This window comes from Pseudomonas sp. C11 (assembly GCF_034683865.1).
Lineage (GTDB): Bacteria > Pseudomonadota > Gammaproteobacteria > Pseudomonadales > Pseudomonadaceae > Aquipseudomonas.
Genome location: NZ_JAWIIP010000008.1, coordinates 91,542 through 108,490, shown reverse-complemented (window position 1 = coordinate 108,490; position 16,949 = coordinate 91,542). Strand labels below are relative to the sequence as shown.

The 16,949-nt window shown below is 61.5% G+C and carries 15 protein-coding genes and 1 pseudogene; 6 read left to right on the top strand and 10 right to left on the bottom strand.

Annotation, left to right across the window (positions count from 1 at the left end; all coding sequences use genetic code 11):
• Window positions 1-44 precede the first annotated feature (44 nt).
• The 3 genes from VC352_RS14250 to lipB all read left to right on the top strand — a co-directional run bounded on the left by VC352_RS14250 (window position 45) and on the right by lipB (window position 2,185).
• Window positions 45-1,220, top strand: coding sequence for a D-alanyl-D-alanine carboxypeptidase family protein (locus VC352_RS14250; RefSeq protein ID WP_322980217.1), 1,176 nt, complete (start codon window positions 45-47; stop codon window positions 1,218-1,220).
• Between the two features lie 63 nt (window positions 1,221-1,283).
• Window positions 1,284-1,562 carry a DUF493 domain-containing protein gene (locus VC352_RS14245; protein ID WP_159973647.1) on the top strand — a complete coding sequence of 93 codons (279 nt, stop codon included), beginning with the start codon at window positions 1,284-1,286 and terminating at the stop codon, window positions 1,560-1,562.
• 5 nt (window positions 1,563-1,567) lie between these two features.
• Window positions 1,568-2,185 carry a lipoyl(octanoyl) transferase LipB gene (lipB, locus tag VC352_RS14240; RefSeq protein ID WP_322980216.1) on the top strand — a complete coding sequence of 206 codons (618 nt, stop codon included), beginning with the start codon at window positions 1,568-1,570 and terminating at the stop codon, window positions 2,183-2,185.
• A gap of 58 nt (window positions 2,186-2,243) precedes the next feature.
• Here lipB and lipA read toward each other — a convergent pair whose 3' ends face one another.
• The 6 genes and pseudogenes from lipA to leuS form a co-directional block, all read right to left on the bottom strand.
• Window positions 2,244-3,296: a lipoyl synthase gene (gene lipA / locus VC352_RS14235; protein ID WP_322980215.1), complete on the bottom strand. Its 1,053-nt coding sequence runs from the start codon at window positions 3,294-3,296 to the stop codon at window positions 2,244-2,246.
• A gap of 129 nt (window positions 3,297-3,425) precedes the next feature.
• Window positions 3,426-4,685, bottom strand: a complete 1,260-nt coding sequence (locus VC352_RS14230; protein WP_322980214.1) for a lytic murein transglycosylase — start codon at window positions 4,683-4,685, stop codon at window positions 3,426-3,428.
• A gap of 81 nt (window positions 4,686-4,766) precedes the next feature.
• Window positions 4,767-4,913 (bottom strand): annotated as a pseudogene (arfA, locus tag VC352_RS14225) (alternative ribosome rescue factor ArfA); the annotation flags it as partial.
• Between the two features lie 127 nt (window positions 4,914-5,040).
• Window positions 5,041-6,075: a DNA polymerase III subunit delta gene (gene holA, locus VC352_RS14220; protein ID WP_322980213.1), complete on the bottom strand. Its 1,035-nt coding sequence runs from the start codon at window positions 6,073-6,075 to the stop codon at window positions 5,041-5,043.
• A gap of 39 nt (window positions 6,076-6,114) precedes the next feature.
• The gene (gene lptE / locus VC352_RS14215) at window positions 6,115-6,726 is read right to left on the bottom strand and encodes an LPS assembly lipoprotein LptE (RefSeq protein ID WP_322980212.1); all 612 of its coding nucleotides are present in this window, start codon (window positions 6,724-6,726) and stop codon (window positions 6,115-6,117) included.
• A gap of 55 nt (window positions 6,727-6,781) precedes the next feature.
• Window positions 6,782-9,394 (bottom strand): leucine--tRNA ligase, encoded by a 2,613-nt coding sequence (gene leuS / locus VC352_RS14210; protein WP_322980211.1) that lies wholly within the window; start codon window positions 9,392-9,394, stop codon window positions 6,782-6,784.
• 179 nt (window positions 9,395-9,573) lie between these two features.
• On the opposite strand from leuS, the gene VC352_RS14205 reads away from it, so the two are divergent.
• A complete protein-coding gene (locus VC352_RS14205; protein WP_322980210.1) occupies window positions 9,574-9,999 on the top strand; it encodes a hypothetical protein in 426 nt (141 codons plus the stop codon).
• Between the two features lie 24 nt (window positions 10,000-10,023).
• Window positions 10,024-10,794 carry a YdcF family protein gene (locus tag VC352_RS14200; protein ID WP_322980209.1) on the top strand — a complete coding sequence of 257 codons (771 nt, stop codon included), beginning with the start codon at window positions 10,024-10,026 and terminating at the stop codon, window positions 10,792-10,794.
• A 98-nt stretch (window positions 10,795-10,892) separates the two neighbouring features.
• On the opposite strand, the gene lnt is transcribed toward VC352_RS14200, so the two are convergent.
• From lnt to pilB, 4 genes are all read right to left on the bottom strand, one after another.
• Window positions 10,893-12,416, bottom strand: coding sequence for an apolipoprotein N-acyltransferase (gene lnt, locus VC352_RS14195; protein WP_322980208.1), 1,524 nt, complete (start codon window positions 12,414-12,416; stop codon window positions 10,893-10,895).
• Between the two features lie 115 nt (window positions 12,417-12,531).
• Window positions 12,532-13,401, bottom strand: a complete 870-nt coding sequence (locus tag VC352_RS14190) for an A24 family peptidase (protein ID WP_322980207.1) — start codon at window positions 13,399-13,401, stop codon at window positions 12,532-12,534.
• A gap of 6 nt (window positions 13,402-13,407) precedes the next feature.
• Window positions 13,408-14,631: a type II secretion system F family protein gene (locus VC352_RS14185; RefSeq protein WP_322980206.1), complete on the bottom strand. Its 1,224-nt coding sequence runs from the start codon at window positions 14,629-14,631 to the stop codon at window positions 13,408-13,410.
• 2 nt (window positions 14,632-14,633) lie between these two features.
• A complete protein-coding gene (gene pilB / locus VC352_RS14180; RefSeq protein WP_322980205.1) occupies window positions 14,634-16,337 on the bottom strand; it encodes a type IV-A pilus assembly ATPase PilB in 1,704 nt (567 codons plus the stop codon).
• 227 nt (window positions 16,338-16,564) lie between these two features.
• Between pilB and VC352_RS14175 the strand changes: the two genes are divergently transcribed.
• Window positions 16,565-16,912, top strand: coding sequence for a prepilin-type N-terminal cleavage/methylation domain-containing protein (locus VC352_RS14175; protein WP_322980204.1), 348 nt, complete (start codon window positions 16,565-16,567; stop codon window positions 16,910-16,912).
• The last annotated feature ends 37 nt before the right edge of the window (window positions 16,913-16,949 follow it).

The window sequence follows — 16,949 nt, the reverse complement described above, 5'->3', positions numbered from 1 at the left end:
TTCGGAGCCGCTTCACAATCCACGCAACGACTTTCGAGAGACGGATGAACATCACCAGCTTCGCGCAACGTGCCTTCCTCTTCCTGACCCTGTTGGCTTCGCCACTGGTCTGGGCCACCCCGCAGGTCGTACCGGCACCGCCGCAACTGGCGGCTACCGCCTACGTGCTGATGGACGCCGCCACCGGCCAGGTGCTGGTGGGCGAGAAAGCCGACGAGCGCCTGCCGCCCGCCAGCCTGACCAAACTGATGACGGCCTACATCGCCACGCTGGAAATTCAAACCGGCAAGATCGGCGAGAAAGACATGGTCACCATCAGCGAGCATGCCTGGCGCACCGGCGGTGCCGGTTCGGGCGGTTCGACCATGTTCCTGCCGGTCAATAGCCAGGCCAGCGTCGGCGACCTGCTGCATGGCGTGATCATTCAGTCCGGCAACGACGCGAGCATCGCCCTGGCCGAATACATCGCCGGTAGCGAAGACGCCTTCGCCGACATGATGAACACGACTGCCGAGCGCCTGGGCATGAAGAATACCCACTTCATGAACGCCACCGGCCTGCCTGATCCGCAGCACTATTCCAGTGCTCATGACATGGCCATCCTGGCGCGCGCGATCATCAACGAAGATGCCGACCATTACGCCATCTACTCGCAGAAGGACTTCCTCTGGAACAACATCAAGCAGCCCAACCGCAACCTGCTGCTGTGGCGCGACAAGACCGTCGACGGTCTGAAGACCGGCCACACCCAGGAAGCCGGTTACTGCCTGGTGGCCTCTGCCGTACGTGACGGCGCGCGCATGATCACTGCCGTGTTCGGCACCAACAGCGAGCAGGCCCGTGCCGCCGAAACCCAGAAGCTGCTGACCTATGGCTTCCGCTTCTTCGAGAGCCGCACCTTCTACCAGAAGGGCACCGAACTGGCCCAGGCGACCGTCTGGAAAGGCCAGAAGAGTGTGGTCAAGGCCGGTCTGGCGCAGGATCTGGCGCTGACCATGCCCAAGGGCCAACTGGAAAAACTGCAGGCCGGCATGACCCTCAACCCGCAACTGATCGCGCCTATCGCTCAGGGTGACGTGATCGGCAAGGTCGAGGTCAAGCTGGGTGACGAAGTGGTGCACAGCGCCGATCTGGTTGCCCTGGAGCCGGTTGAAGAGGGTGGTTTCCTGCGGCGCCTGTGGGACAGCATCAAGCTGTTCTTCTTCGGCTTCTTCAATTGATACAGCGGGCCGCTCTTAGCTGGAGCGGCCCCTTTCTGGACGGGCTTCGAGCCCGCTGATGCCATGACCGATACCGACGTTCAAGCTCCAAAAATCGAATTTCCCTGCGAGCGTTACCCGATCAAGGTGATCGGTACTGCAGGTGAAGGTTTCTCCGATCTGGTGATCGAGGTGATCCAGCGCCATGCGCCGGATCTCGATGCCTCGACGCTGGTGCTGCGCGATAGCCGCAACGGCAACTTCCTCTCCGTGCAGGTGCTGATCACCGCCACCAGCGTCGAGCAGCTGCAGGCGATTCACGTCGACCTGCGCGCCACCGGCCGCGTGCACATGGTGCTGTGACGAGCATGCCCGAACTCATCGTGCGCCACCTGGGGTTGGTCGAGTATCAGCCCACGCTGGATGCGATGCGTCAGCTGACCCGTGAGCGCGATGAGCAGTCGCCGGATGAAATCTGGCTGCTGCAGCATCCCCAGGTGTTCACTCAGGGTCAGGCTGGCAAGGCCGAGCACCTGCTGGCACCGGGTGACATTCCGGTGGTGCAGGTCGAGCGTGGCGGCCAGGTGACCTATCACGGCCCAGGACAACTGGTGGTCTACCTGATGCTGGATCTGCGTCGTCTCGATCTGGGCGTGCGTGAGCTGGTCACCGCCATGGAACAGAGCCTGGTCGACCTGCTGGCCGGCTATGGCATCGAGGCGGCGCCCAAGGCGGATGCGCCGGGTGTCTACGTGGCGGGCGACAAGATCGCCTCGCTCGGCCTGCGCGTCAGCCGCGGCTGCTCGTTCCATGGCCTGGCGCTCAACGTGGATATGGATATGACTCCGTTCCAGCGCATCAACCCCTGCGGTTACGCCGGGCTGAAGATGGTGCAGATGCGCGACCTGCTGCAAGCACCGCCAGCTTTCGGCGAGGTGGCTAAACGGCTGGAACAGGCGCTGCGGGGCAGGCTGGGGTATCGCTAAGCAGCAGAATAGAAAGGGGGCGCCATGGCGCCCCCTTTCGTTTATCCCGTGATAGCTGTCAATTCAGATTCAGCGCCGGAATCAGGCTGGTATCGACGTCCTGGCCGGGCACCGGTACCGGTGCGGCAAGGCCCAGGTTGTTCTTCTCGAACACCCGATCAGCGCGGTAGCTGGAGCGTACCAGCGGGCCGGCGGCGACTTCCATGAAGCCCTTTTCCAGGCCGATGTCACGGAAACGATTGAACTCTTCCGGGCTGACCCAGCGCTGCACCTTGAGGTGATTGCGGGTGGGCTGCAGGTACTGGCCAAGAGTCAGGATGTCCACGCCAATGGCGCGCAAGTCATCCATGGTCTCGATGATTTCTTCGTCGGTTTCACCCAGACCCAGCATCAGGCTGGTCTTGGTCAGCACGTCGGGCCGATGCTTCTTGGCGTGTTCTAGTACCTTGAGGGTCTTCTCGTAGCCGGCGCGCGGGTCACGAACCACGTGGGTCAGACGTTTCACCGTCTCGACGTTTTGCGCGAAGACTTCCAGGCCGGAATCCACGACGCGTTCGATGGCCTGATGGTCGCCGTCGAAGTCGGGCGTCAGGGCCTCGACCACCATGTGCGGGGTGTTTTCCTTGATCGCGCGCACGCAGGCCGCGTAATGGCTGGCGCCGCCGTCGTCGAGGTCGTCACGATCCACCGAGGTCAGCACGATGTAGCGCAGCGCCATCAGTTCCACCGACTTGGCGGTGTTCTGTGGTTCTTCCAGATCCAGCCAGCCATTGGGGTTGCCGGTGTCGACGGCGCAGAAGCGGCAGGCGCGGGTGCACACCGAGCCCATCAGCATGATGGTGGCCGTGCCGTTGGACCAGCACTCGCCCATGTTCGGGCAGTGCGACTCCTGGCACACGGTGCTCAGGCGATGCTCGCCGACGTTACGCTTGACCGCCTCGAAGCGGCTGCCCCCCGGCGCCTTGACCCGCAGCCATTTGGGCTTGGGCTCGAACACCTGAGGCTCGGCCGAGCCACGGCGTTTCTGACCATCCTTGATCGCGGTAATACCTTGGGCGGTGCGGAATTTTTCGCCGCTGGCGACGGGTTTGGACGAGGAGGTGTCGGACATCGGAAATCAGGGCTCCGGTAGAGGCTCCATGGGGCGGGCGGCTTTTGGCCGCCGGGGAGTTTACCACAGCGGCAGGAAGGCCGATGCCGGCTGATCGTCGCTGCACTGCCACGCTGCGTGCGGCGACGATCAGCGCGTGCGCAGCAGTTCCAGCAATTCCAGGTTCGGATAGCCGTCAGCGGCTTCGCCCTGTTGTAGTTGCAGCAGGCGGATGGCCTTGCGTGTGTTGGCACCGATGATGCCGTCGGCCGGGCCTGGATCGAAGCCGTTCTTGGCCAGTAGCTCCTGCAGCTCGATGCGTTCGCTGCGGCCCAGTTGGCGTTCGTCGCGCGGCCAGCTGGCCTGGATCTCGCTGGGCTTGAGGAAGTTGTCGGCGAGCAAGCCAATGGCCAGGGCGTACGAGGTGGAGTTGTTGTAGCGCAGGATGCTGCGGAAGTTATCCAGCAGCAGGAAGGCCGGGCCGCGATGGCCGGCTGGTAGTACCAGCGTGGCGCGGCTGTCCGGGCTTGCGCCTTTGCTGCTGCTGGCTGGCGTCACCCCGAGTGCCTGCCACTCGGCCAGGGTGCGACGTTGATCCGGATCGGCGTGGAAGTAGTCGAACTGCTTGGGCAGGCGCACCTCGAAGCCCCAGGGCTGACCGCGTTGCCAGCCCGAGGATTGCAGGTAGTGCGCCGCCGAAGCCAGGGCATCGCCCGAGGATGTCCACAGGTCACGCTTGCCGTCGCCGTCGAAGTCCACGGCGTGTTCGTTGTAGGTGGTGGGCATGAACTGCGTCTGCCCCATCGCCCCGGCCCAGGAGCCGACCATGCGCTCGCTGGGGATGTCGCCGTGCTGCAGGATTTGCAATGCAGCCAGCAACTGGTTGCGCCAGAAGCCCTGGCGACGCCCTTCAAAGGCCAGCGTGGCCAGTGAGCGGATTACGCTGTTGCTGCCGATGTTGTTGCCGAAGTTGCTCTCCAGCCCCCAGACCGCCACCAGGATCGGTGCATCGACGCCATAGCGCTGTTCGATCTGGCGCAGCATGACGTTGTGCTGCGCCAGCAACACGCGACCACGGCCGATGCGGCTGGCCGAGACGGCGCCGTCGAGGTATTCCCAGACGGGGCGGGTGAATTCCGGTTGGCTGCTGTCGGCTTTCATCACCGCAGGGTCAGGGATGATGCCGCTGAAGGCATGGTCGAAGACGGCGGCATCGATACCTTTCTGCAGTGCTTCGGCGCGCAGCGCCTGGCGCCAGTCGGCGAAACTGAGAAGGGTCGGTACGTCGCTGACCTGAGCCGTCGGCACGCTGGTCGTGGTCGGCAGATTCTCGGCAGGCGCCTGGGCGCAGGCTGCCAGCAGGAGGAGGGGAAGCAGGGCCAGGGGCGAACGGGAAAACTGGGATGGCATGTCTATCTCAGGGGATCTAAGCAGGCGGTTACCTTAGCATGCTCGGGCCTGGTACAGGGCCATCAGCGAAATCGCAGGACGCATAAAGCAAGAAGCCTCCCAGTTGTGGGAGGCTTCGCGGCGGTAGCTGCCTTTGCCTTTCTGTGGTCGCTCCTGGCGGCAGCGGAACAGTGGCTGGGCGACGATGGATTTGGCCTTGTTCGGCCGTTTGCCGGTTTTCTTGCTCATGGCGTGTCCTCATGCAGGCTGCCTGCGCTGATGCAGGCGGCGCGGACTATGCGCCGCTGTACAGAAAATGTCCAGGCCGTAGGGCGGGTGTAACCCGCCGTCTGATTAATGGCGGGTTGCACCCGCCCTACTGGGTGAGACGCAGGCGTTGCCCGGCGAGTTGCAGGGTCAGCAGGGCCAGCTCGCTCCAGGGATTGCCGGGTGCCTGGCCCTTGATCTGTGCATCGATCTGTTGCGCCTGCAGCAATAGCTGTCCCCAGCGTTTGCTGCTATGCCGTTGCAGGGCTTTGGACACGAGCGGGCGGCGCTTGTCCCAGACCGGGGGGCGCGCGCTGGCAAAGGCCTTTTCCAGGGGCACACCCTGGGCATGCTGGTGCGCCAGGCTGGCCAACAGGCGCAGTTCGCGCGCCAGGGCCCAGAGTATCACCGGCGTTTCCACGCCTTCGCCGCGCAGCCCCTCGAGCATGCGCAGGGCATGCGCGGCTTCGCCATTGAGGGCCGCATCGATCAGGCCAAAGACATCGAAGCGCGCACTGTCGGCCACTGCCGCCTGGACAGTCTCGGCATCCACCTGGTTGCCTTCTGCCAACAGCTTGAGCTTTTCCACTTCCTGGGCGGCCGCCAGCAGGTTGCCTTCGACGCGTGCGGCGATCATGTCCACCGCATCAGGGCTGGCGCTCAGTCCTGCCTGGGCGAGCCGCTGGCGAATCCACTGCGGCAACTGATGGGCATCGACCGGCCAGATCTGGATGAACTGCGAGCTGGCGCCTTCGATCAGGGCCTTGGCCCACTTGGTTTTCTGCGTGCTGCCATCGAGCTTGGGCAGGCTGAGCAGCAGCACGGTGTCTTCCGGCGGGCGGCCAAGGTACTCGAGCAGGGCCGCTGCGCCCTTGTCGCCCGGCTTGCCTGAGGGCAGGCGAAGTTCGATCAGCCGCTTCTCGGCGAACAGCGACAGGCTGGCCCCGGCTTGCAGCAGGTTGCCCCAGTCGAAGTTGGCTTCGGCGTTGAACACCTGGCGCTCGGCGAAACCCTGCTGGCGGCAGGCGTTACGCAGCGCATCGGCAGCCTCCTGACAGAGGAGGGGCTCGTCACCGCTGATGACGTAGACCGGTGCGAGCGCACCTTGCAGATGTTTGCCGAGCTGGGCGGGAGACAGTTTCATGGGCGAGGGAGTCGGGCCGCGCTGAGCGGCCCGTTTGCATCACTGACGCGGCAGTTCGATGGGCGATTGCTGCGGCGCGACCTGCGCTTCGCGTGCCTTGCGCGCGGCTTCTTCTGCGTCGGCTTCAGCCCTCGCGCGGGCGACGGCGGTCTGCTCCAGTTGGTCGAGCTGCTCCGGGGTGATCAGGCTCAGGCGCATGACCAGTTGCTGAATCAGATCACTGCGCATTTCGCTGCGCAGTTGCGTAGCTTGTTGGTCGGAGCCGATCAGGTTGTTGCTGTCCTGCTGGTAATAGTTCTGAACTTCGAGTTCATTGCTGGTCAGCAGCAGGTTGTTCGCGCCACGGATCTCATACTCGATGCCCATGGTCAGCTCGTACTCGGCATTGCGCCCGTTGCTGGTGTAGCTGGCGGAGCGACGCTTTTCGCTTTCTCGGGCGAGAACCAGCTTGTACGGGGCGCCGGGGTATACCTTGACGCCGTTGTTTTCCAACGCCTCACGCACTTGCTGGACGCTTTCCCCATAAGTATCGCGGCCGCTGACGCTCAGTTCGGTCAGGGCGAACTGGTTGCTGCCCGTGCCACGCAATTGAAAACCACAGGCGCTGAGCAGTACGGCCAGGCCGATGACCAGCAGATTCCGTTTCATCATTATCAAATCCCCTTGGCGGATCACGGCGCCACACGACGGTGGCGCCGAGCTTACATCAGTTGGCGACTATGTTGACCAGCTTGCCCGGTACCACGATGACCTTGCGGATGCTCAGGCCTTCGGTGAAGCGCAGCACGTTCTCGTTGGCGCGGGCTGCAGCCTCGACTTCTTCGCGGGAAGCGGAGGCCGGCACTTCGATCTGCCCACGCAGCTTGCCGTTGACCTGCACCACCAGGGTCAGGCTGTCCTGCACCAGGGCGGTTTCATCGACCTGCGGCCATTGCGCGTCGATCACTGCATCGCTGTGACCCAGGCGTTGCCACAGCTCGTGGCTGATATGCGGGGTGATCGGCGCCAGCAGCAGGGTGACGATCTCCAGGCCTTCGTGCAGCAGGGCGCGATCCTGCTCGGTCGCGGTGGCGGCCTTTTCCAGCACGTTCATCAGCGTCATCACCTGGGCGACGGCGGTGTTGAACTTGTGGTGCTGGCCGATATCGTTGCTGGCCTGCTTGATCGCCAGATGGATGGCGCGGCGCACGGCCTTCTGCTCGTCGTTGAGGCTGGCGACATCCAGCTTGCCCGGCAGACCCGCAGCAACATGACCGTGAGCCAGACGCCAGACGCGGCGCAGGAAGCGGTTGGCACCCTCGACGCCGGCATCCGACCATTCGCAGCTCTGATCGGGCGGCGAGGCGAACATCATGAACAGGCGGCAGGTATCGGCGCCGTAAGCGTCGATCATGTCCTGCGGGTCGACACCGTTATTCTTCGACTTGGACATCTTCTCGGTGCCGCCGATTTCCACCGGCAGGCCGTCGCTCTTCAGCTTGGCGCCGATGACCTTGGCCTTGGCGTCACGTTCGACTTCCACGTCGGCCGGGTTGAACCAGTCCTTGCCGCCGTTTTCCAGGGTGCGGTAATAGGTCTCGGCGACAACCATGCCCTGGGTCAGCAGGTTCTTGAACGGCTCGTTGGAGGACACCAGGCCCTCGTCGCGCATCAGCTTGTGGAAGAAGCGCGCGTAGAGCAGGTGCAGGATGGCGTGTTCGATACCACCGATGTACTGATCCACCGGCAGCCAGTGGTTGGCCGCAGCTGGGTCGACCATGCCCTTGTCGTAATTCGGGCTGGCGTAGCGGGCGAAGTACCAGGACGACTCGACGAAGGTGTCCATGGTGTCGGTTTCGCGCTTGGCCGGTGCGCCACATTTCGGGCAACTGCACTCGTAGAACTCGGGCATTTTCGCCAGCGGGCTGCCAGCACCGTCCGGCACCACGTCTTCGGGCAGCACCACCGGCAGTTGGTCTTCCGGCACCGGCACGTCGCCGCAGTTTTCGCAGTGGATGATCGGGATCGGGCAGCCCCAGTAGCGCTGGCGGCTGATGCCCCAGTCGCGCAGGCGGAACTGGGTCTTGCGCGCGCCGTGCTCGCTGGCTTCGAGGTCGCCGACGATGGCGTCGAAGGCGGCGCTGAAGTCCAGGCCATCGTACTTGCCGGAATTGATGGTGGTCAGGCCGGCCTTGTCGCCGTACCAGTCCTGCCAGGTGCTGGCGTCGTAGTCCTTGCCCTCGCCGGTGTAGACCTGCTGGATTGGCAGGTCGTACTTGTTGGCGAACTCGAAGTCGCGTTCGTCATGCGCCGGCACGGCCATCACCGCGCCTTCGCCGTAGCCCCACAGCACGTAGTTTGCGACGAACACCGGCAGCTTGTCGCCAGTCAGCGGATGAATGACGAACTGGCCGGTGGCCAGGCCCTTTTTCTCCATGGTGGCCATATCGGCCTCGGCCACGGAGCCGGCCTTGCACTCGGCGATGAAGGCGGCGATAGCCGGGTTGGATTCGGCGGCGCGCTGGGCCAGCGGGTGCTCGGCGGCCACGGCCACGTAGGTGGCGCCCATCAGGGTGTCGGGGCGGGTCGAGTAGACCTTCAGTTGGCCGTCGATGCCGATGCTGGCGACGTCGTAGTCGAACACGATGTCGGCACCGAAGCTCTTGCCGATCCAGTTGCGCTGCATGGTCTTGACCTGCTCGGGCCAGCCATCCAGCTCATCCAGGCTGCTCAGCAGCTCTTCGGCATAAGCGGTGATCTTGAAGTAGTACATCGGGATTTCGCGCTTCTCGATCAGCGCGCCCGAACGCCAGCCGCGGCCGTCGATGACCTGCTCGTTGGCCAGTACGGTCTGGTCGACCGGATCCCAGTTGACGGTGCCGTTCTTACGGTAGATCACGCCCTTCTCGAACAGGCGGGTGAACAGCCACTGCTCCCAGCGGTAGTAATCCGGCTTGCAGGTGGTGACTTCGCGCGTCCAGTCGATGGCCAGGCCCAGCGATTTGAGCTGGGACTTCATGTAGGCGATGTTCTCGTAGGTCCACTTGGCCGGTGCCACCTGGTTCTTCATCGCGGCGTTTTCCGCCGGCATGCCGAAGGCGTCCCAGCCCATCGGCTGCAGCACGTTCTTGCCCTGCATACGCTGGTAGCGGGCGATCACGTCACCGATGGTGTAGTTGCGCACGTGCCCCATGTGTAGCTTGCCGCTGGGGTAGGGGAACATCGACAGGCAGTAGAAGGTGTCCTTGCCGGGCTGTTCGCTGACGACGAAGGATTTCTGCGCGTCCCAGTGGGACTGCGCGGCGGCTTCTATTTCACGGGGCGAGTACTGTTCGTGCATGGCTCTGGCGCTGAAGGAATGGGGCTTGCGGAAAACGTCGTAGCATACATGAGCGCCGTCTATCGAGGGAAACCCAGATTACGCCGGGCCCGCCGTTTGTCGCGGTGCCAGGCCGCCCGCAGTGCCTCCGCTACTCTTTACTCGAAGCCCCTGCGCAATTGGGGCTCACGAGGTGTTCGATGGTCGATGTACAGCAAGGGGAACGCAGTGGCTTGTACGAGCGGTTGCTGCAGCGGCTTGCCCTGGCGCTCGAGGAGGCCGATACCGCCAGTCGTCTGCATGCCGAGCCCAGGCGTGAGCTCGAGCTGGATGGGTTGAGCCAGGCCGAGTTGGAACTCATCCATGCTTATCTCAATCGTGATTTGCACTGGTTGCGCGGCTGGCACGCGGCGGCCGAAGAGCTGGCGCTGATTCAGCGGCAGCCATTGCGCGGTGTGAAGCCGGCGGCGAGTCGCCGAGTCAGCAAGGTCAAACCCGTGATGAAGCGGCGCCAGGCATTGTGCTGTGCACTCTGTGGTACCTCCGTGAGCTGGCACCGTGGCCAGGATGCGCAGGCATGCCAGGCCTGCGGGTCGAAGTTGTTCCGCAGCGGCAATCCCCGCTAGGCTTGGGCGCCCTGGAGGTGCCTGATGCCGATTCGCTTCATCTTCAAGCAGTTGCTGATGCCGCCCGGCATCCTGCTGATCCTGATTGTGCTGGCCTGGTGGCTGCGCCGCCGTTTTCCCCGGTTGTCTGCGGTGTGCTTCGTCACTGGTCTGGGCGGCCTGTGGTTGATGAGTTTGCCGGCTGTGACGCAGTTGAGTGCGCAATGGCTGGAGCGTGAGCCCGTGCTGGCGCCAGAGCAATGGTCGACATTGGTGCAGCGAGCCGATGCCATCGTCATCCTGGGCGCCGGACGGGAACAGAACGATCCGGGCTGGGGCCGAACGGATCAGCCCGGCATCTGGTCGCTCGAGCGTTTGCGTTATGCCGCACGCCTGGCGCGTGCCTCGGGCTTGCCCTTGGCCGCGACGGGCGGTTTGCATTACGGCCAGCCACCCAGCGAGGCCGCGTTGATGGCCGAAAGCATGAGCCAAGATTATGGTCTGCCCATTCGCTGGCTGGAGGAGGAGAGCCGAACCACCTGGGAAAACGCGCAATTCAGCGCCAGGCTGCTGCAGCCTCAAGGTGTAAAGCGCGTGGTGCTGGTCACTCAGGCCTGGCACATGCCGCGGGCGCGCTGGAGCTTCGAGCAGGCCGGGTTCGAAGTGATCACAGCGCCGATGGGCTACTTCAGCACCAGCTACGAGCGCCCGCTGGGCGGCTGGTTGCCGGAGTCGCGGGCGATCTGGCAGAGCAGCATGCTGCTCAATGAAGCCATCGGCTTGATGGCGTATCCCATCGTCTACGGGAAGCAGTAGGGCCTACTCGCCGCAGGCGGTACGCCTGCGGATTTTGCGTCCCGAGCGAGTAGCCCGGATGTAATCCGGGAGCCGTGGTGCGACGACTGAAGCCGTCCCTATACCGTCTTGGCCATGCGGCTGGCCAGCAGCGCCCAGCCCAGCAGCAATGTACACAGGATCGCTAGCGGCCAGTTGCGCCATTGCAGATAAGGCGTCAGCCCCTGCATGGCCTGTACTTCGCCATAGAGCACGGCCTGCTCGAACTGTGGCAGCCATTCCTTTACGCGGCCGTGCGGGTCGATCAGCACGGTCACACCGTTATTGGTGGCGCGGATCATCCAGCGACCGGCTTCCAGAGCGCGCATCTGTGCCATCTGCAGGTGCTGCAAAGGGCCGATGGAGGTGCCGAACCAGGCGTCGTTGCTCACGGTCAGCAGGATGTCGCTCTGCGCGGCGAGCTGTGCTGCAAAGTCCGGATACACCACCTCGTAGCAGATATAGGGCGCTATTCGGTAACCCTTGGCCAAGAGCGGAGGCTGATCCGAAGGGCCTGGCGCGAAGTCGGACATCGGCAGGTCGAAGAAGGCGATCAAGCCGCGCAGGACTTCCTGCAGCGGTACGTACTCGCCGAAAGGCACCAGCTTCTGTTTGAGGTAGGTGCCCTGGCCCTCACCGAAGCTGGTGATGGCGTTGTAGTAACGCATTTCGCCTTGTGCGTTGGGTTGGCGTACCGGTACACCAGTGATCAGCGCCATGTTGCGTTCGCGGGCGAAACGATCCATCACGCCGATGTAACCCTGTGCCTGATCCTTGAGGATCGGGATGGCGGTTTCCGGCCAGATCAGCAGATCCACCGGTTTGGAGCTGAAGCTGAGGTCGCGATAAAGCGCCAGCTGAGCATTGAGTTGTGCGGGATCCCACTTGAGGTTCTGCGCGACGTTGCCTTGGATGGCGGCCACCTTGAGCGGCTGATCCTTGGCGCTCGTCCAGGCGTGATCCTGCAGCGCCAGCCCTGCACCCCAGGGGGCAAGCAGAAGGATCACGGCTGCGACGTAGAACGGCTTTTTCGGGCGCAGGGCGTTGAGGTTGACGATCAGCGCCGCCGACAATGCCAGCACGAACGACAGCAGCCAGACCCCGCCCACCGGCGCCAGGCCAGCCAGCGGGCCACTGAGTTGACTGTAGCCCGCGTAGAGCCAGGGGAACCCGGTCAGGAACCAGCCGCGGAATACCTCCTGAGCGACCCACAGCGCAGCGAAGGCAAGGGCATCCGGCAGTGGTGCTTCGCTGCGCCTGAACCAGCGTGCCCATAGCGCGCCGGGTAGGGCGAAGAACAAGCCAAGCCCAGCAACGAAACCCAGCGTCAGCAGGCCGGCCAGTGCTGGCGAGGCCGCGCCATAGTCATGAATGCTGACGTACACCCAACTGGTGCCGGATGCGAACAGGCCGAAGCCATAGCTCCAACTGCGCAACGCTGCCTGGCCAGGGCGCAGTTCACGTAGGCCGAAGTAGAGCAAGGCGATAGAAATGACGGCTAGCGGCCAGATATCGAGTGGCGCCAGCGCCAGCGTGGTGAGCGCACCTCCCGCCATCGCGAGCAGATGGCCGGGCCAGCCCGGGCGGGTTATCCATTGCGGCATGGAAGCATCCTGGGGATTGAAGTGGCGCAAGGGTAGAGCGGATCGCGGCGCGGGGAAAGTCTGCACGGACGCAGACTGAAAGTATGACGGCTCGGACAGATCCGAGCCGCAGCAGTCAAAACCCGGCGAATTGCAGGTAGCGGGTGGTAATGTCGTCACCCCAGAGCAGGGCGATCCAGCCGGCAATGGCCAGGTAAGGGCCGAAGGGAATCGGCGTGCTGGTGGCGCTGCCACGCATACGCAGCATGATCACCCCGAGCACAGCGCCCACCAGTGACGACAGCAGGATGGTCAGCGGCAGCACCTGCCAGCCGCCCCAGGCACCGAGCATGGCCAGCAGCTTGAAGTCGCCATAACCCATGCCTTCCTTACCGGTGATCAGCTTGAACAGCCAGTACACCGACCACAGGCTCAGGTAACCGGCAATCGCCCCCCACAGGGCCTCTTCGAGGCTGGTGAACAGCCCGAAGTCATTGACGATCAGCCCCAGCCACAGCAACGGCAGCACCAATACATCCGGCAGGATCTGGTGATCCGCATCGATCAGGCTCATCGCCAGCAGGCCCCAGCTCAACACCAGCATGGCACCGGCTTGCCAGGTAAAGCCGAAATGCCAGGCGATATAGCTCGAGAGCAGCCCGCAGGTCAGTTCCACCAACGGGTAGCGCTTGCTGATGGGCGCCTGGCAGCTTGCGCATTTGCCCCGCAGGAACAGGTAGCTGACGACCGGAACATTCTCCCAGGGGCGAATTTCATGGCCGCAGTGAGGGCAGCTCGAGTTCGGCAGAATCAGGTTGAAAGTGGTCTTCTTGGGCTCGGCCGGCAGCTCCAGCACCTCGCGTGCCTGGCATTGCCAGTCACGCTGAAGCATCAGGGGGAGGCGGTAGATGACGACGTTGAGGAAGCTGCCAACCAGCAAGCCGATCAAGGCAGTACAGAGAACAAAGGCTAGCGGGTTGCTGGCCAGGTAGTTAAAGAGATCCATTAATTGTTAGCCGACTACATTGCCAAGCTGGAATATTGGTAGGTACATGGCGATAACCAAGCCCCCAACTACTACACCCAGGACAGCCATGATCATGGGCTCCATCAGGCTGGTCAGATTATCGACCATATTGTCGACTTCCTCCTCATAAAAGGTAGCGACTTTGCCCAGCATTTCATCAAGGGCGCCGGACTCTTCGCCAATAGCCGTCATCTGCACAGCCAATGTCGGGAAAACCCCCGTTGTTCGCATGGAGAAGTTGAGCTGGGTGCCGCTGGATACGTCCGTTTTAATCTTGTTCACGGCTGTGCGGAAAACGACGTTACCCGTGGCGCCTGCTACCGAGTCCAAGGCATCTACCAGCGGAACACCCGCTGCGAATGTAGTCGCAAGCGTACGTGCGAACCTTGCGACAGCTGACTTATAAAGAATGTCGCCAACAATCGGGACTTTGAGCAATAGTTTATCTTTGCCGTCTCTGAATTTTTCAGATCGCCTGTTGATTTCCTTCAGGGCAAAAGCCAGTAAAAAAAGCCCGGGCAGTACGATGATCCACCATTCCCTCAGTAAGACTGACAGTCCGACGACCATCTGGGTGAATGCCGGGAGCTCGGCACCAAAGCCAGCAAATACTGACTCGAAGGCCGGCACGACTTTGATCAAAAGAATAGCGGAGACAATGAGTGCCACCACGATAACTGCTATCGGATAGGTCATTGCTTTTTTTATCTTGGCCTTGAGTGCCTCGGTTTTTTCCTTATAAGTTGCTACCCGATCAAGCAGGGTCTCCAAGGCTCCAGACTGTTCGCCGGAATCTACAAGGTTGCAATAAAGATCATCAAAATATTGTGGCTGTTTGCGTAGCGCCGAGGCGAAGCTATTGCCTGCAGCTACTTCCTGCTTGAGCTCTTCGACCAGCTTGCGCATGTTGGGGTTTTCGAAACCTTCGGTAATGATGTCGAAGGACTGCAACAATGGAACGCCTGCCTTCATCATGGTTGCCATCTGTCGGGTGAACAGGGCAATGTCCATGGGCTTGATTTTCTTGCCTTTGCCTCCGAGCGAAAAACTCGATTTCTTGCGCACCTTGGTCGGATTTATACCCTGCTTGCGCAACTGAGCCTTGACCAAAGACGGGTTTTGCCCACTGATCTCGCCCTTGACGACCGAGCCGCTTCTATTCTTGCCTTCCCAGGTAAATACGCTGGTTTTCAGAGCCTTTGCCGCCATGGTTAATCCTTGGTTACGCGGTTGACTTCCTCAAGGCTGGTAACCCCTTGCATAGCCTTGAGCAAAGCGGAGGTGCGTAGATCATTAAAGCCGTCTTTACGCATCTGTGTGGCGATATCGATGGAATTGCCTTCCTCCATGATAATGCGCTGCAGGTTGGGCGTGTTTTTAACCACTTCATAAATACCGACACGGCCCTTGTAGCCGCCCTTGCAGTTGTCACAGCCAACCGGGCCGTAAATCTTGAAGGTGCCGATCTTGTCTTCGGGGAAACCTTCGGCCAGCAGGGTTTCACGCGGTACGTCCACCTCCTTCTTGCAGGTGCTGCACAGCTTGCGTGCCAGGCGCTGAGCGATGATCAGGTTCACCGAGGTGGCGATATTGAAGGACGGAACACCCATATTGCGCAGGCGTGTGAGGGTCTCCGCAGCACTGTTGGTGTGCAGGGTAGACATCACCATATGGCCGGTCTGGGCAGCCTTGACTGCGATGGATGCGGTATCCAGGTCGCGGATCTCGCCGACCATGATGATGTCCGGATCCTGACGCAGGAAGGCGCGTAGCGCCTGGGTGAAATCCATGCCCTGCTTTGGGTTGACGTTGACCTGGTTGATGCCTTCGAGGTTGATCTCCACCGGGTCTTCGGCGGTGGAAATGTTCACGTCAGGTGTGTTGAGAATGTTCAGGCCGGTGTAGAGCGACACCGTCTTGCCGGACCCGGTAGGGCCGGTGACCAGAATCATGCCTTGTGGTTGTTTGAGGGCATTCATATAAAGCTCTTTCTGCTCTTCCTCGTAACCCAGGGCGTCGATGCCCATTTGCGCGCTGGTGGGGTCGAGAATCCGCATGACGATCTTCTCGCCCCAGAGGGTGGGTAGGGTGTTGACGCGAAAGTCGATGGCCTTGTTCTTCGATACACGCATCTTGATCCGGCCATCCTGCGGTTTGCGCCGCTCGGAAATATCCAGTGCTGCCATCACCTTGAGGCGAGCAGAAATACGTGGCGCCAACTGGATAGGGGGGCGTGCTACCTCGTGGAGGATGCCGTCGGTGCGAAAGCGTACGCGATAGGTCTTCTCGTAGGGCTCGAAGTGCAGGTCGGAGGATCCGCCCTTGATGGCGTCCAGCAGCATTTTGTTGACGAAGCGTACTACTGGGGCGTCGTCGGCATCGGCGCCGGCCTCTCCGATAGGCTTGTCATCATCGACCGCCTCGACATCCAGACCATCTAGATCGACATCGGCCAGATCCTCCATGCCGCTATTGGCTGACTCGAAGAATTTGTCGATGGCATCGCCGAGTTTGTCGTCCTCAACCAGGATGGCTTCGGTATTCAGGCCCGTACTGAACTGGATGTCGGTAATGACCTGATGGTTGGTGGGGTCGGAAACACCGATAAACAGCTTATTGCCTCGCCGCCAAAGAGGGAGCGCACGATGTTGGCGAATCAGCTTCTCGCTGATCAGGTCTTTGGGTTGGCTCTCTTTGTCTAACGTATGCAGATCGATGAACGCAACGCCGAACTGCTCGCAGGCTAACTCTGCCAGAGCACGGCTTTTGACCAGCTTGTTTTGTACCAGATAGGTCACTAGTGGTAGCTGATTGCGTTTGGCTTGGCTTTGAGCTTGCTGCGCCTGTTTCTCATCCAGTAACTGCGCTGCCACGATTTGTCTAGCGAGACCGGAAAGGTAGGCTGCATCGTTCATGGTATACCTCGGAATTCTGTAGCAAGCCCTTATAGCCTAGTCGTTGACTACTGCCAAATATGGTTTTTGCGGGTGACAAAAAAGGGCAGGTATTGCCTGCTAGCGCTAGCAGGCAGGCGTTGTGGGTTGGCTTTTAGCTCTGAGCAATGGGCTGGATGGAGTTGGCATGTAAAGTGCTTTTGGTGTGTCAGGTCTTAGAGCCTGTAACCAGTTTCAGGAGATGCTTTATGAAAGCTCAAAAGGGTTTTACCTTGATCGAATTGATGATCGTTGTTGCGATCATCGGTATTCTTGCTGCTATCGCCATCCCGGCGTATCGCGATTACGTTAATAAGAGCAATGTCAATGCTTGCTTGGGTGAAGCAGCTGCGTTCACCAAGGGGCTGGCCGCTGCTATCGTGGCAGACATTGATCCTCTGCCGACATACACGGCTGCAGCATGTCAAAGTGGCCCAGCTGCGATTCCTTCTGATCTCGCTGGGTTGACCGGTGAGGGCGATTTCACGGCTAAAGACGCTGACAGTTCTACGATTTCTTGCGACTGGTCTACCACCACCTGTTCTGCAGGTTCTTGATCCTAGCGGTTTTGTAACCTCAAAAGCCCCGGCTATA